The organism is Paenibacillus sp. FSL P4-0127 (assembly GCF_038007325.1).
GTDB classification, from domain to species: domain Bacteria; phylum Bacillota; class Bacilli; order Paenibacillales; family Paenibacillaceae; genus Fontibacillus; species Fontibacillus macerans.
In genome coordinates this window covers 5,139,009-5,154,460 of the sequence record NZ_JBBOWY010000001.1, presented here as the reverse complement: position 1 = coordinate 5,154,460, position 15,452 = coordinate 5,139,009, and the positions used below count along the sequence as shown (strand labels likewise).

The window sequence follows — 15,452 nt, the reverse complement described above, 5'->3', positions numbered from 1 at the left end:
ATACTTAAAAAAGCTGGGAGGGATCAGGTTGAAGGCAAACGCGAAGATTACGATTGACGGCGGCCGGGCCAGCGGGCCTACGGTGAACCCGTACCTGTTCGGGCATTTTGTGGAGGATATCCGCGACCATATGGAGGCGATGCTGGCCTATCCGCTCAAAGACATGGATTTTGAAAGCGGCGCCGAAGGCAGAGGTGCGGTTTCCGGGGCTTGGAGCGCTTATACGAACGGGCGGAATACCCGGTACGCGCTGGAGGCGCCGGCGCCGAAGCACTCGGGCCGCGCCGTGCGCATTCGCGTCTTGAGCGACGACGAGGCGGATGCCGGGATCGCGCAGGCGGCCGCTTTAGAGGGGCCGAGCGAATATGCGGTGCGCTTGGTGGCGCGGGCGTCGGTCGAGCTGAAATACGTGATCGTCGAGGCGGCGGACCGGTGCACGGGAGAGCTGCTTGGGCTTGTTAGGATCGACCTGGGCAGCCATAACTGGCGGGAATACGAGGCGAAGTTGTCCGTCTCCCGCGCCTGCGCCAACGCCGAAATCCGGGTGTACGTGCCGGCCGACCACCCGAGATGGAACGATCATGTGTCCACCGGCATGCTGTGGCTCGATCACGTATCCCTGCTGCCGGCGGACCATATCGGCGGGGTGAAGCGCGAAGTGATGGAGATGGCGCGGGCGCTGAACGCCGGCATGATGAGGCTGGCCGGCAACTACATCAGCGCTTACCACTTCGAGCATGGCGTCGGCCCCGTATTGGAGCGGCCGGTGATGTACAACGAAGCGTGGGGCGGGTGGACGTGCAAATATTTCGGCACGGACGAATTTATCCGCTTTTGCCGGGAGCTTGGGGTGGAGCCGCTGATCTGCGTCAACGACGGGTCGGGGACGCCCGAGGAAGCCGCGCGGTGGGTGGAATACTGCAACGGCGGCATGGATACCCCGATGGGGGCGAAGCGGGCGGCGAACGGACATCCCGAGCCGTACAACGTCCGGTATTGGGAGATCGGCAATGAAGTGTGGGGCGGGTGGCAGGTCGGCACCTGCTCCGCGGGCCGCTTTGCGGAGCGCTGCGTAACGTTTGCCGAGGCGATGAAGGCGGCGGACCCGTCGCTTGTGATTTTGGCCTGCGGGCATACCGATCAGGAATGGAACCGGGCGGTGCTTGATATCGCGGGCGAACATATCGATTATTTGACCTTGCATTTGTACCACGGATACGGTCGTTTCGGGATGGACCGGGATACGCCGGCCGAAGAGCGCTACAAAGCGATCGCTTCTTTTCCCGAGTGGACCCGGGAAGATCTCCGGCGAACGCTGGAGCAGATCAGCTTGAACGAGAAGCATCGCCATGTGAAGGTGGCGATCACCGAATACAACACGATGTATTATCCGAACACGGTGCGGAAAGGGCTGCCGGATGAGCATACGCTGGGAGCGGCGGTGGCGAACGCCGCGAATCTCAATGAAATGCTGCGCGCAAGCGACATCGTGCACATCGGCAGCTTCTCCGATCTCGTAAACGGCTGGCTCGGCGGCTGCATTCGCGTGGGCGATTATTACGCCGACCAATATTGCGGCAAAACGCCGGGCTGGAGCGGCCAGCCGCTCACGGTGTACGGCACGCCGACCTACGAAGTGTTGAAGCTGTACGCGAACCGGGACATCCGGCGGCTGCTTCCCGCCGACGTGGCGTGCGGCACCTTCGCCGTGCGCGCGAACAAGCCGGCTCCGTTTGATCTCGGCGCGCTGCCGGACTTGGACGTGGCGGCGTGCGTGAACGAAGACGGGAGCGTCGTCACCGTCTTTATCGTCAACCGCAGCCTCGGGGAAGTCCGCGCCGAGCTGAATCTGCTTGGGCTAGAGCCGTCCGGGGACACACTGCTGCTGCACGAAATTACGGGCGATTCCTTTGAAGCGATCAATTCCGTATTCGAGCCGGACCGCATCGCCTGCCAATCGCGAACGGTGCCGCTTGCTGCCTGGCGGCAAGGCTGCCCGCTGCGCCCGGCGTCAGTGTACGCGCTGGAGATTAAAACCGAACGGGCCTAGTAGAATCCATTTCCATTCTAACGGATGCCGCAGCCGCTATTTGCTCCATCAACGCCGTTTTCAAACTCTAACGGTTGCCGTGGCGCTTATTTAGCTAAAACTCGGCTGTTTTGGCTCAGATTAGAGCAGTTAGCAGCGCTCACAACCGTTAAAATTTAGAAAGGGCCATTTTTCGCCAAATAGCGACGGATACAATCGTTAGATTTCTGGCGTATTTCATATGGAACAGGGCCGCATTATTACGTGCAATTGAACAGGAGGAGAACAGTGACAACCGGAGCTTATGAGAAGGATTATCCCAGGCCGCAGTTCGTCCGGGAGCATTGGCTCAATTTGAACGGCGCATGGGACTTCCGTTTCGACGACGACAATGTCGGCGAGCAAGAGAACTGGCCGGAAAAGTTTGCGGGAACGCATACGATTACCGTTCCCTTTACGTACGAAACACAGGCCAGCGGGATCGGCATCGAGGAATTCCACCCGCAGGTCTGGTACGGCAAATCGGTTCATATCCCGAAGGAGGCCGAAGGCAAGCGGGTGATCCTGCACTTTCAGGCGGTGGATTATATCGCCAAAGTATGGATCAACGGCAGGATGGCCGGCAGCCATCATGGCGGTTACGCGGCGTTTGGCTTCGATATCACCCCTTATCTGGTTTTCGGGGCAGACAATCAAATTACGGTAAAAGTAGAGGATAGCGACGATTGCACACAGCCGAGGGGGAAGCAGCGTTGGACCAAGGACAGCTTCGAGTGCTTTTATGTCCAGACAACGGGAATTTGGCAGACGGTTTGGCTGGAATTCGTGGAGGCGCAGCGGCTGGACGCGGTCAAAATTACACCGGATATCGACCGCTCCACGGTCCGTTTCGATTACCGGATAAGCGGCGTGGAAAAACCCGGTGATTTGCGGTTGGAGGCGATCGTGACGCTGAAGGGCAAGCCGGTGAAGCGGGTCGCGCTGGCAGCGGATCGCCCGAACTTGTCGGTGGAGGTTGATTTGGTGCACGAGGCAAACGGGCCGTGGAAAAAATGCCTCTGGTCGCCGCAGCATCCGAATTTATATGACGTGGAATTTGTGCTGTATGCGGAAGATCAGGTGGTTGACCGGGTCTTTTCTTACTTTGGGATGAGAAAGATTTCGATCGAGAACGGCCAGGTGCTGCTGAACAATGCGCCGTTCTATCAAAGGTTGATTTTGGATCAGGGTTATTGGACGGACAGCCATTTAACGCCGCCCAGCGAGGAAGCGATCATTGCCGATATCGACCGGATGCTGGAAATGGGCTACAACGGTGTGCGCAAGCATATGAAGATCGAGGATGCCCGTTTTCTCTATTGGTGCGACGTCAAAGGGCTGCTGGTCTGGTCGGAAATGGCCGCGACCTTCGAATTTCACGACCGTGCGATTGAGGCGTTTACGAAGGAATGGCTGGAAATCGTCGATCAACAGTACAATCACCCCAGCATTATTACCTGGGTGCCGTTCAACGAATCGTGGGGCATTCCGTCCATCCTCCGTGACGTAAGGCAGCAGAAATTTACCGAAGGCATCTACCATCTCACCAAAGCGGTCGATCCCTACCGTCCGGTCATTACGAACGACGGCTGGGAGCATACCGTTTCCGATATTTTGACGCTCCATGATTACGTGGAAACGGGCGACGGGTTTTTGCGGCGGTATAAAGACAGCAAGGATGCTATCGTAAATAGGGAAACAACCTGCAATCACTGGAAATACGCTTTGGCCGAAGGCTACGGGTACCGCGGGCAGCCGATCATCATCAGCGAATTTGGCGGGATCGCCTTTAGGTCGGACAAAGGCTGGGGGTATGGCCGCCAGGTCTTAACGGAAGCGGAATTCCTCGAACGGTTCGAAGGCCTGACACGGGCGATCAAAAGCTTGGATTATATTTGCGGCTACTGTTACACCCAGCTTGCCGATGTGCAGCAGGAAATCAACGGACTGCTGACAGAGGACCGCAAGCCGAAAATCCCGCCTGCCCAAATTAAAGAGATCAATTTGGCCTGAAACAAATGCCTCTATTTACCTCTCATCTTTAGGGGAAAGATCCCGAACGTGGGCTCGCGGGCTCCTAAGGAGAGCTGGACCTCGTGCCGATGGAGTCGGAGCAGTACCATTTGGACTGTAAGTTATTGAAACAGTACGTTCATCTTGATTATAGTGTAACTAAGAAATGTTTATCTCTGAAACAGAGGATGATGGACGTGAAGGTACTGGCGATTGCGCCGTATGAAGGATTGAAGGAAATGATTCTCAGCTTGGCGGAAGGCCAGGATATGGAGCTGAGGGTGGAAACCGGGGATTTGCAGCAGGGGTTGAAATATGCCGAGGAAGCGGCGAGCAGCGGGACGGATATCATTATCAGCCGCGGCGGCACGGCCAAGCTGATCCAGTCCAGGGTCGCCATTCCTGTCGTTGAGATTGAAGTGTCCGGCTACGATATGCTGAGGGTGCTGACGCTGGCCAAAGGATATCCCGGCAAGGTGGCGATCGTTGGCTTCGCCCAGGTGGTCGCCGGCGCGGCGGCGGTGTGCGAGGTGCTGGATATGAAAATTTCCTCCTACACGGTTCAGGATGAATCCGGGGTTGGCCAGGTGCTGCAGGAGCTGCGGGAGCAGGGGTATCAGATTATCGTCGGGGACGTCATTACCGTTAAGGAAGCGGAAAAGCTGGGTTTGATCGGTTTTCTGCTGACCTCGGGCAAAGAGAGCGTGCTGCGTTCCTTCCAGCAGGCGCGGAAGTGGCATGCGCTGTTTGAAGCGTGCAAACGGGAATACGGCATGGCCTACCAGGTGCTTCAGGCAGAGCAGGCGGGGGTGGCTGTTTATGACCGCGAGCAGCGGCAGGTGTTCGGCAATCCGTATTTCAACCGGCAGATGGCCCCTTTTATGGATTCAGAAAAAATAGGGCGTATCGTCCGCGAGATCCTAACGGAGGGTACGTTCCATACCATGCTGGAGCAGGCGGAGCAAATCTGGCGGGTCAGCGGTTACCCGCTGCCGGGTCCGGACGGGCCATTGGCCGTATTGCGGATCGCGGGCGGCAAAAGCCGGGATGAGCTTAGGCTGCGGGGGGCTTCCCTTGTACCGGCTGAGGCCGGCTTTCGCGCGGCCCAGGTGGCCGGCAACATCGTCAGCCATAACAGCGAGATGAGGCATGCGCTGGACAAAGCGCGGAGCTATCGCGATCAGCAGCTTTCCGTCTGGATTTCCGGGGAAAAAGGGACAGGCAAAGAGCTGCTGGCTCAGTTTATTCATTTTGGCGGCGAAAGAGGGCTGCGGCCGTTTCTGAAAATCGAATGCGGGCTGGCTTCACAGGATCTGTGGGACATGCTGCTGAATGAGGAGCGGAATGAGGAACTGTTCGGCAGTCTTGCGCGCGGCACTGTATTTTTGCGCGACATTGACGCCCTTGGTGAAGCTGAGCAGAAGAGATTGGCGGACTATCTGGACAAGCAAACGCCTGCTTTTCAATGGATTGTGTCCTCCAGGGAGGATATTCTGGAGCGGACCGAGAGCGGCGGATTCAGCGCGGAGCTGTATTACAGGCTGGCGGAAGTCACGCTGCCGCTGCCTTCGCTGAGGGAACGCAAGGAGGATATTGAAGGCCTCTCTCTGCTGTACATCAACGAATATAACGCCAAGTACGGCAAGCAGGTGGTCGGGCTCAGAGATGAAGCGAGAGAGGAGCTTGAACGGTTTGAATGGCGCGGCAATATTCATCAGCTGCGTCAGGTGATCGAAGAAGCCGTGCTGCTTGCCAAAGGCTTGTACATTGAGCAGGGGGAAATCAGCGAGGTGTTGTCCACCAGGCGGATGCGGACCGAATACGGGAAACCGGACTTTGATCTCAGCGGAACGCTGGAGGAAATTGAGCAGCGGATTATCCAGCAGGTGTTGCTGGAGGAAGGCATGAATCAGGTGAAAACCGCCGAACGCCTGGGCATCAGCCGGACCACGCTGTGGAGGAAAATAAAGTAACTAGCTAAACAGGACAACATGTTTCATAATGAAACATGTTGTTTTTAATTTGAACATTTTTTCAAAATGTGTTGTTAAATTGAACAGACGGGACTATAATCACATTTGAAAGCGCTTGTATATGAAAACAGTTCAATTCTGAAACAGGAACACTTGAATATAGGAGGCTTAACCATGGAATTCAAAGGCATTATTCCCGCCATGCTGACTCCTTTGACAAAAGAGCAGCAAGTGAATGAACAGGTTGCCCGCCAGCTCACGCGGCGGATGATCGATGCAGGTGTTAACGGTGTGTTTGCCCTCGGAACGAACGGGGAGTTTCATCTGCTGGATGAGAAGGAGAAGCTGAAGCTGGCTCAAATTGTCGTGGATGAGGTGAACGGCGCAGTTCCCGTTATCATGGGCAGCGGAGGGAACGCAACCGCGGACGTCATTGGACTATCGAAGAAAATGGAAGAGCTTGGCGCAGATGCCTTATCGGTCATTACCCCGTTTTTTATCGCTCCTTCACAGGAGGAGTTGTACGTCCATTTTGCCAAAATCGCCGAATCCACTGCGCTGCCGGTACTCCTGTACAACATTCCTTCACGCACAGGCGTTCATTTGGAAGCGGATACGGTGGCGCGGCTGGCCAAAATCCCCAACATTGTCGCCATTAAAGACAGCAGCGGCAAGTTTGAGAACATTCAGCAGTATATTCAGGCCACGCAAGGCGAAGATTTTTCCGTGCTGGCAGGCACCGATTCCCTGATTCTGCAGACGTTAAACGCCGGAGGCAGCGGAGCGGTGGCGGCTACGGCCAACATGCTGCCTGAGGTCGTCGTGTCCATTTACCAGAACTGGCTCAAGGGGGATCTCGAAGCAGCGCAGAAGGCCCAGGACCTGCTGAATCCGCTGCGCGATACGTTCAAATACGGTACCTTGCCGTCCGTACTGAAGAAAGCGGTGGAATTGTCCGGCATTCCTGTCGGTCCGCCGAAGCTGCCGGTCAGCGAGTTGTCCGGCGAGGCCCTGGCGATTGTACAGGAGATGGTCAGCAGCTACATGCTGAGATAAACATTAGAGACAGATAATGGGAAGGAGAGTTAACGATGCAGGATTTGTATCAGTTTCAGACAGCAGCCAAAATCATCGCCGGCAGAGATAGCCTTCACACTTTAGGCGAGCATTTGGACTCCGTGGCTGCCGGAATCCGCAGCGCTTTGGTTGTGGCGCAGCCGTTTATCCAAAGCTCCGGCATCCTGGACGGCTTGCTGAAGCAGCTCACGGAGAAGGGCATTCAGGCGCAGGTGACGCTGGATATTTTGCCGGAGCCAACGCTGGAAAATATTGAAGAGGTATATCAAAAAACATTGGGTGCAGCGGGTGCGAGTTGTGATGTCATTATCGGCATCGGCGGCGGCAGCGTTCTGGACGCGGCCAAAATATTGTCCGTGCTGCCGGCCAACGGCGGCTCGATCCGCGGCTTCCTGGGCACAAACCTGATCAAACAGGCAGGCATTCCAACGGTGCTCATCCCTACGACATCGGGAACCGGCGCCGAGGTGACACCCAATGCGATTGTGACGATTCCGGAGGAAGAGTTGAAGATCGGTGTGGTCAGCCCCTATCTGCTGCCGCAGCTTGTCATCCTTGATCCGATAGTGACGCTTGGTCTGCCGCAGGCGGTAACCGCCGCCACCGGTATGGACGCCTTTACCCATTCGCTTGAATCCTTGATTTCCAACAAGGCGAATCCGCTCAGCGATATGTTTGCACTGGAGTCGATCCGCCTTATCGCCTCTAACATTCTTGAGGCATATCATCACGGTTCGTCCATTGAGGCAAGAGAGAACATGCTGCTTGGCTCGATGTACGGCGGCATGGCGCTGACCAGCGCCGGAACGGCTGCGGTGCATGCTCTGGCCTATCCGCTTGGCGGCAAATTCAAGATTGCCCACGGGGTGGCGAATTCCATGCTGCTGCCGCATGTGATGGAATTCAACATGGACGCGGCGGCTCCCCGCCTGAGAACCGCCGGTGCTGCGATGGGCCTGGATGTGCACGGGCTGTCCGAACAGCAAGCCGCGGAGGCCGTCATCCGGCGCATTGCCGAGTGGACGCAGGAGCTGAACATCCCGCAAAATCTGCAGCAGTACGGCGTATCCGAGGAAGATGTCGAGGAGCTGTCATTCTCCGCAGCGAAGGTTACCCGGCTGCTGAACAACAATCCGAAGCCGGTCAGCGTGGAAGACATGAAAGTGATCTACCGCAAGCTGCTCCCGCAAAGCTCTTGAAGGTGATGGCATGAGGATAGCAGTCATTGCCGACGACCTGACCGGCGCCAGTGATTGCGGGGGACAGCTCGTCCATTACGGCCTGCAGGTGTCGGTTGTCCTGGGGCGGCGGGAAACAAATCCGCTTCCGAACGAAGCGGTGATCCTGAATACGGACAGCAGGTCCCTGTCCGGGGAAGAAGCCTACCGGACGGTTCAGGAAGCATGCCGGCAAATCCGCAATGAGCCCTTTGACGTGCTGTACAAAAAAATGGATTCCACCATGCGCGGGAACGTGGGGCAGGAGATCAACGCGGTATATGACGTGTTTGCGCCGGATTTTGTCATCATTGCTCCCGCTTATATCGGGAATGGACGGCAGGTGATCGACGGGATTCATTATGTGAACGGCATAAAGCTGCATGAAACGGAAGCTGCTCATGATCCCAAGACGCCGGTGCAGGAATCGCGCCTGGTCAAGCTGATCGGCGATCAGGCGCAGCGGAAGGTGGGACATCTGTCCAGAGCCGATCTGGAGCAAGGAACGGAGCATATCGCAGCCCGGATGGCTGCGTTCAAGGAACAGCGGATTGCCTATATCGTTGCGGATTCCGCAACGGAAGCCCACATGGAGACGATCGTGAAGCATATCGCGCCGCTATCCTATTCGGTCATCTGGGCCGGCTCATCCGGGCTGATCCGGTATCTGCCCCAGGCCTACGGCTTGTCCCGCGTGCATACCGAGGAGGCCCTGCCGAGATCGGAAAAGCCTGTCCTGCTGGTGGTCGGCAGCGTAAGCCCGGCTGGCCGCAGACAGCTGGAGCGGGTGCTGCAGGTGGCCGGGGTGACGGGCATCGAAATGGACGCAGTTCGGGTGATCAGCGGCGAAACCGTCATGGAGGCCGAACTGGAGAAGCTGCGGCGGTTGGCGGATGATGCCTTGGGGAAAAACAGGCATGTGGTGTTATTTTCGTCGGATAAAGTAGAGGAAACAAGAAGGGCCGGGCAGCGGTTCGGCTTTGGCCCAGTGGAGATCAGCAACCGGATCTCGCAGGCGCTGGGGCAATGCGCCGCAGAGCTGGTGACTAGACACGGCCTGCAGCATCTGTTCCTGACCGGAGGAGACACGGCGCATCAGGTATTCCAAAGGCTGAACCTGCATGAATTCCGGCTGCTGGCAGAGGTGGAGAACGGCATACCGCTTGGTAAACTTTCCGGAGAACAAGATATTTTCGCAGTGACCAAGGCGGGCAACTTCGGCTCGGAAGCTGTAATGGAGAAAGCGGTGCTGAAACTGCAAGGAGGGGCATTATGAAACCAATTATCGGGATTACGATGGGCGACGCGGCGGGCGTCGGTCCGGAGATTATCGTAAAAGCGTTAGGACATCGGGAAGTGTATGCGCAGTGCCGGCCGGTTGTGCTTGGGGACGCCAAAATCATGAAACGGGCATTGAGCGTGACGGGCTCCGGTCTGGTGCTGAACCCCGTGCATTCCATTCAGGAATGCCGGTTCGAACCGGGAACGATCGATTGTCTGGATCAGAACCTGCTGCCGGAGGAGCTGCCCTTCGGCCAGCTTTCGGCGGCCGCGGGAGATGCGGCGTTCCAGTTTCTGAAGCGATCGGTCGAGCTGGCCAAAGCCGGGGAAATCCAGGCGATCTGTACAGCTCCGCTGAACAAAGAAGCCCTGCATATGGGCGGCCACCGCTATCCTGGGCATACGGAAATTTTGGCGGATTTGACCGGGACGGAAGACTATTCCATGATGCTGTCCTCGCCCAAGCTGAAGGTGATTCATCTGACGACGCATCAGGGGCTGCTTGAAGCCATTCAGTCCATCACACCGGAACGGACTTATAAGGTGATCGCGTTGGCTGATGAAACGCTCAAGCGCGCCGGATACGCGAACCCGTGCATCGCCGTCTGCGGCATTAACCCGCATGCGGGCGAGAAAGGGTTGTTCGGCAACGGCGAAGAGGAAAAGCAGCTTGTACCGGGCGTCGAAAAAGCGCGGGCGGAAGGCATTCATGTGGAAGGCCCGCTGCCGGGAGATACGGTGTTTTTCCGGGCCGTACGCGGCGATTTCGATATCGTGGTGGCCTGCTACCATGACCAGGGTCATATTCCGATCAAGGTGCTGGGCCTGGAGGAAGGCGTGAACATTACGGTGGGCCTGAAAGGCGGTGTGATCCGCACCTCGGTGGACCATGGGACAGCGTTTGATATTGCCGGGCAGAACAAGGCGGATGAAGCAAGCCTGCTGGCCGCCATCCGTTCCGCTGCCGAACTGGCGCCAAAGCGTGTATAGACTAAGATAAAGGAGGCAATTCAGGATGAAAGTAGTTTCCACATCGCCGTCGTTCGGCAAATATTCGGATGAACCGTTCCGCTACCTGGAGCAGCATGGCCTTGAACTGGTTCATCTGCCTGCTGATATCGGGGAGGAGGATTTTATCAGGGAGGCTCAGGGTGCAGCCGCGGCTATCGTTGCTTTTAATACGATTAACGGACATGTGCTTGAGCGGATTCCCAGCCTGAAAATTGTGTGTAAACACGGCGTAGGCGTCGATAACATCGACCTGCAAGCGGCCAAGGAACGGCAGGTTTGGGTGACCAACGTTCCGAACGCGAATAAACATGCAGTCGCGGATTTTGCTTTCGGGCTGATGCTGGCGCTTGCCAGGCAGATTCCGGCGGCTGACCAGGGCACCAAGGCAGGCGAGTGGCCGAAAATTTTCGGTACGGACGTTTACGGCAAGACGCTGGGCATCATCGGACTGGGCAGCATCGGGAAAGAGGTCGCGCGCAGGGCGGGCGGATTCGATATGAGCCTGCTTGCGTATGATCCGTACCCTGACCATAAGTTTGCGGAGCAGTGGAAGGTGCGTCTGGCCGGGCTGGACGAGCTGCTAAGCGAAAGCGACTTCATTACGCTGCATATGCCGCTGATCGAACAAACTCGCAATTTAATTGGAGCGGACCAATTCTCTATGATGAAAGAAAGCGCCTTCCTGGTAAACGCATCCAGAGGCGGCATCGTCAATGAGGAGGCACTGTATCAGGCTTTGAAGGAGAAAAGAATCGCAGGCGCCGCGCTGGACGTATTCGAGCAGGAACCGCTGACCGCGCACCCGCTGTTCACGCTGCCGAACTTTATCGCCGCACCGCATATCGCAGGGTATACGGATGGCGCGGTGAACACGCTTGGCATGACCTGTGTCCGCAATATTGTAGACGTAATCGTCCATGAGAAGTCGCCGCAGCACGTGGTGAACGGGCTGTAATTATTCTTAACATTGTATCCCGACTTGGGAACAGGGAGGTTAGACAACATGCAAGCTAATGAACCGACAACCGCCACTGAATCAAAACCTGTCCGCAAAAAGTCCAAAGTCCGCTGGGTTATTGCCTTTCTGATGTGGGCGGCGATTGCCATTAACTATATTGACCGCACGGTGCTTTCGGCTGCCGCTCCATTTTTGACGGATGAATTCTCGTTAAGCGAAGCGCAAATGGGCATTATCCTGTCCGGCTTCTTCTGGTCCTATGCGCTGCTGCAAATTCCGGCCGGCTGGTTTGCCGACCGTTTCGGCCAAAAGAAGACGCTTGGCTTCGCCGTCATCTGGTGGTCGCTGGCGACGGCGGTGACCGGGCTTGCGACCGGCTTCAAGTCACTGCTCGGCTTCCGGGTTGCCTTGGGCGTCGGGGAAGCGGCGGCTTATCCGAGCAATGCGGGAATCGCGTCCAAATGGTTCCCGGACAAGGAAAGAGCAACCGTATCCGGTATTTTTGACAGCGGTTCCAAGTTTGGCGGGGCCATTGCCATGCCGCTGATCGTCTGGCTGATCGCCATGTACGGCTGGAAAATGACCTTTGTCATTATCGGTGTGCTCGGCGTCATATGGGGCATCATCTGGCTCCTTTATTTCAAGGAAACCCCGGAGGAGCATAAGGGAGTCAATGAAGCGGAGCTGCAGCACATCCGCGAGGGCCAGACCAAGAAAGAGGGCACTGACAGCAAGCAGCCGATGAAATGGTATCATTTGCTGAAGCACAGAAATATTTGGGCGATGTGTATCGGGTTCTTTATGATTAACTACAACTCCTATTTCTTCATTACATGGCTTCCCACGTATCTGGTCAAGGAACGGGGAATGAATCTGATCGAAATGGGGTTCGTAGCCTCACTGCCGCTGCTGTGTGCGATGGTTGCCGAGGTGGCCGCAGGCTGGTTATCCGACCGGATTTACTCAAGCGGAAAGCTATCCTTGACCGCAACACGCAAGCTCTTTCTGGTTATTGGTCTCCTAATGGCCGCCTGCATCGGTTTTGCTGCTTTTGCCGAGTCTGCCGTTCTCGCCGTGGTGCTGCTGTGTATCGCCAAGTCCGGCACAACGGTCGCTGCCTCCCAGGTGTGGGCGCTTCCGGGCGATGTGGCTCCGAAGAACATGACCTCCGTTGTTGCGGGGATGCAAAACTCCGTCTCCAACATGGGCGGTGTCGTTGGTCCGATCATTACCGGTTTCATCGTAGCCAGCACAGGCTCGTTCGTACCGGCGCTGATTTTCTCCGCGGTACTGATCGTAATTGCGATTGTGAACTATCTGTTCCTGATGAAAAAGGTAGAGCCGATTCAAGTGAAAAACGCCTGATTTGGAATACTGATCCAAGCTAACAGCGCAGAAGGGGCAGCCCGCTGCGCTTTTCTTGTTCGCAGGCCCGGATGGGAGCCAGCGATGCAAGGTCCGCCGCAATCGGCCTAAATCGATTCACGGATCTTGCCGGGCCCGTGCGAAGCGGCGGCGTCGCGGTATTGCCCCGGCGTCATGCCCTCCACCTTGCGGAAAGAACGGATAAAGTTCTGCGAGTTGTTGTACCGGAGCTTTGCCGCGATATCCTTGACCGGCATATCCGTTTCCCTCAGCCATTTCTTGGCCATTTGGAACCGGTACATCGTGAGATATTCACTGAAAGAGTACTGCGTTTCCTTGCGGAAAATGCTGCTAATATAGTTCGCATTGTAGTGCAGGCGCGAGGCGCATTCCTCCAGGGTCAGGTCGGTGTCGTAATGATGCTGGATCAAATCGATGATTTTCTCCGATATATTGTGATACTGCGCGTTTTGCCTGCTGTTGAAAATTTTGATCATCGGCTGGATGACCGTGGTCCAGAACCAGTCCTCGATTTCGGCTTTGGTGTGCAGGTCGAGCATCTCCTCAAACAACGAGCTGTTGGCGTGATGGATCTGCTGCAGCGAAATCCCCGATTCCTGCATCATGATCAGCAAATTGTTCAGCAGGCGGGTCAGCGGAATTTGATACTCTTGCGGCGAGAGCTCCTGGGCGAACAAGGACTTAAAAAGCAGGCCGGTAAGCTCTTTCGCTCTGCCCGGTTCGGCCAGCTTGACCGCGTCCATCAGGTCGTTTTCTTTATGGGTCGGGTAGTTCAAGTTCAATACATGCTTGCCGGAGTTGATGTTCTCGTATTGGACAATCACGCCGGTGCCCAGTTTTATCCGGTATTTCAGCGCTTCGATTCCTTCCCGGTAGGCGATGGATATTTTGTGAATGGATTGGAAAGGCAAGCTCATACCGATGCTGACCTGCAGTTTCAGATATTGGCCGATTTCGTGCTGCAGTTTTTCGGTTAAAGCATAAACGGTTTGATGAAAGGTTTCGGCATTTCCGTCCGCGCTTCCGATCAAAGTCACGATGGTCTGGTCCATAATGACCGGGGCAAACCTGCTGTGGGGATCCGCCAGTTCCTCGATCATATTCTGTGCGGCGAACAGCAGCAGGTTGAGATCTTTTTTCTCATAAGCCGAATCGTCCGCAAAATCGAGCGCCAGCGCGATGACCGCCATCGTTTGCCATTCCTCGATTTGATCTTTGTAGCCGTGCTGTTCGAGTTTCTCCAGAAGTTCGCGCTTTTTGTATTTTCCCTGGAAGGCCTGGATCAAGGAAAAGGTGCGAACCTGTCTAATGTGCTGGCTGATCTCCGTTTCGAGCCGGGATTTCGACTGGAACAATTGGTGGAGCTCTTCGCCGATCATTTCAAATTCGTTGGCCCGCCTCCGGCGGACATCGGTTTTTCGCCGGCCCATCTGATTAAGGAGGCGTTCAATCGGCGAATACATCCGGCGTGAACCGAACCAGGCCAGCAAGATGGACAGGATGAGCATAAGCAAGCAGACGTAAAAGGTATACAGCCCGATTTTGCCCGCTTCCTTGGTCAGGCTTCCGATCGAAGTCACCGACAGGTACACCCAGCCGTTCAATTGGGAGCGCAAATAGGTGACGGAAAAATCTTTTTTGCCGATCAACGTTTGAAATTGCCCGGAGGGCTTAGACTCGTCCGCAATCAGGGACACATCCGCAAATCCGGTCTCTTCGAGCGGCCTGCCGATGAACGACGGATCGGGATGGATCAGAATCCGATCGTGTTCGTCGACGACAATGATGCTGCCTTGCGAATTTACGTCCGTCGCGATGACGTCCTGCAGGCTGCAAGCGGGAATATTCGCCAGGGCCAGCCCGTATTTATGCAGCTTGGAGACCGGAAGCTTCTTGATCAGGCTGATGCTGTAATTGCATGGTGCGGAATTGATGTTTTCCTCGCTGTAAAACCACGCGGACGGGGTTAAAATCCACGAGGTATTGTCTGGCGTATCCATCAGCCGTTCGAGCCGCTCGTGATCCTTATATTCGTCCAGCCGGTAAAGGCCCGAATTTTTCACCATCCAGTTCTGCTGCATGTTGATCAAAACGACGTCTTCCAGCTTCGTATCGAAGGATTGCATGTTGCGGATTTCACTGCGCAAGTCGTTGTATAATTTGAAATCGCTTTCACTTAGCGGGTTGTTAAGAGCCCTTTTAAGCACGGTCGAGTTGACCACCTGATTTAAAGTTTGATTGACAGTCGTCAATTTACGTTCTACATTTGAGTTAATTTGCGAAATCAGTTCAATTTTGCTTTGGTTGACATTTTTTTGGATTTCCCGGGTCGAAGTCAAATAGGAAAAGGTACCGATGAACAACACGGGAAGCGTGCTTACGACGATCGTAAAAATCATTAATTTGCTCAAAAAGCTTAACGGTTTCACCAATATCAGCACCTGACCTTATGTGATGAATTGCGGCTA

Annotated in this window: 10 protein-coding genes; 9 read left to right on the top strand and 1 reads right to left on the bottom strand. The window is 55.7% G+C overall.

Features of this window, described 5'->3' with window-relative positions:
* Window positions 1–28 precede the first annotated feature (28 nt).
* The 9 genes from NYE74_RS23100 (at window position 29) to NYE74_RS23060 (ending at window position 12,963) form a co-directional block, all read left to right on the top strand.
* Entirely contained in the window at window positions 29–2,050 is a 2,022-nt protein-coding gene (locus NYE74_RS23100; RefSeq protein WP_036623936.1) for an alpha-L-arabinofuranosidase C-terminal domain-containing protein, read from the top strand.
* 267 nt (window positions 2,051–2,317) lie between these two features.
* Window positions 2,318–4,081 carry a glycoside hydrolase family 2 protein gene (locus tag NYE74_RS23095; RefSeq protein WP_036623935.1) on the top strand — a complete coding sequence of 588 codons (1,764 nt, stop codon included), beginning with the start codon at window positions 2,318–2,320 and terminating at the stop codon, window positions 4,079–4,081.
* Window positions 4,082–4,278: 197 nt separating this feature from the next.
* Complete coding sequence (locus tag NYE74_RS23090) at window positions 4,279–6,054, top strand: sigma-54-dependent Fis family transcriptional regulator (RefSeq protein WP_036628363.1); 1,776 nt, start codon at window positions 4,279–4,281, stop codon at window positions 6,052–6,054.
* A 174-nt stretch (window positions 6,055–6,228) separates the two neighbouring features.
* The gene (dapA, locus tag NYE74_RS23085; protein ID WP_316561079.1) at window positions 6,229–7,110 is read left to right on the top strand and encodes a 4-hydroxy-tetrahydrodipicolinate synthase; all 882 of its coding nucleotides are present in this window, start codon (window positions 6,229–6,231) and stop codon (window positions 7,108–7,110) included.
* Window positions 7,111–7,145: 35 nt separating this feature from the next.
* Window positions 7,146–8,330 carry an iron-containing alcohol dehydrogenase gene (locus NYE74_RS23080; protein ID WP_036623933.1) on the top strand — a complete coding sequence of 395 codons (1,185 nt, stop codon included), beginning with the start codon at window positions 7,146–7,148 and terminating at the stop codon, window positions 8,328–8,330.
* A gap of 10 nt (window positions 8,331–8,340) precedes the next feature.
* Window positions 8,341–9,624, top strand: coding sequence for a four-carbon acid sugar kinase family protein (locus tag NYE74_RS23075; RefSeq protein ID WP_036623932.1), 1,284 nt, complete (start codon window positions 8,341–8,343; stop codon window positions 9,622–9,624).
* Window positions 9,621–10,619: a 4-hydroxythreonine-4-phosphate dehydrogenase PdxA gene (gene pdxA, locus NYE74_RS23070; RefSeq protein WP_036623931.1), complete on the top strand. Its 999-nt coding sequence runs from the start codon at window positions 9,621–9,623 to the stop codon at window positions 10,617–10,619. The genes NYE74_RS23075 and pdxA overlap by 4 nt, the downstream gene beginning before the upstream one ends.
* 25 nt (window positions 10,620–10,644) lie before the next feature.
* Window positions 10,645–11,595 (top strand): phosphoglycerate dehydrogenase, encoded by a 951-nt coding sequence (locus tag NYE74_RS23065; protein ID WP_036623930.1) that lies wholly within the window; start codon window positions 10,645–10,647, stop codon window positions 11,593–11,595.
* Between the two features lie 48 nt (window positions 11,596–11,643).
* Window positions 11,644–12,963 carry an MFS transporter gene (locus tag NYE74_RS23060; RefSeq protein ID WP_036623929.1) on the top strand — a complete coding sequence of 440 codons (1,320 nt, stop codon included), beginning with the start codon at window positions 11,644–11,646 and terminating at the stop codon, window positions 12,961–12,963.
* Window positions 12,964–13,070: 107 nt separating this feature from the next.
* Here NYE74_RS23060 and NYE74_RS23055 read toward each other — a convergent pair whose 3' ends face one another.
* A complete protein-coding gene (locus NYE74_RS23055) occupies window positions 13,071–15,413 on the bottom strand; it encodes an AraC family transcriptional regulator (RefSeq protein WP_036623928.1) in 2,343 nt (780 codons plus the stop codon).
* Window positions 15,414–15,452: the final 39 nt, after the last annotated feature.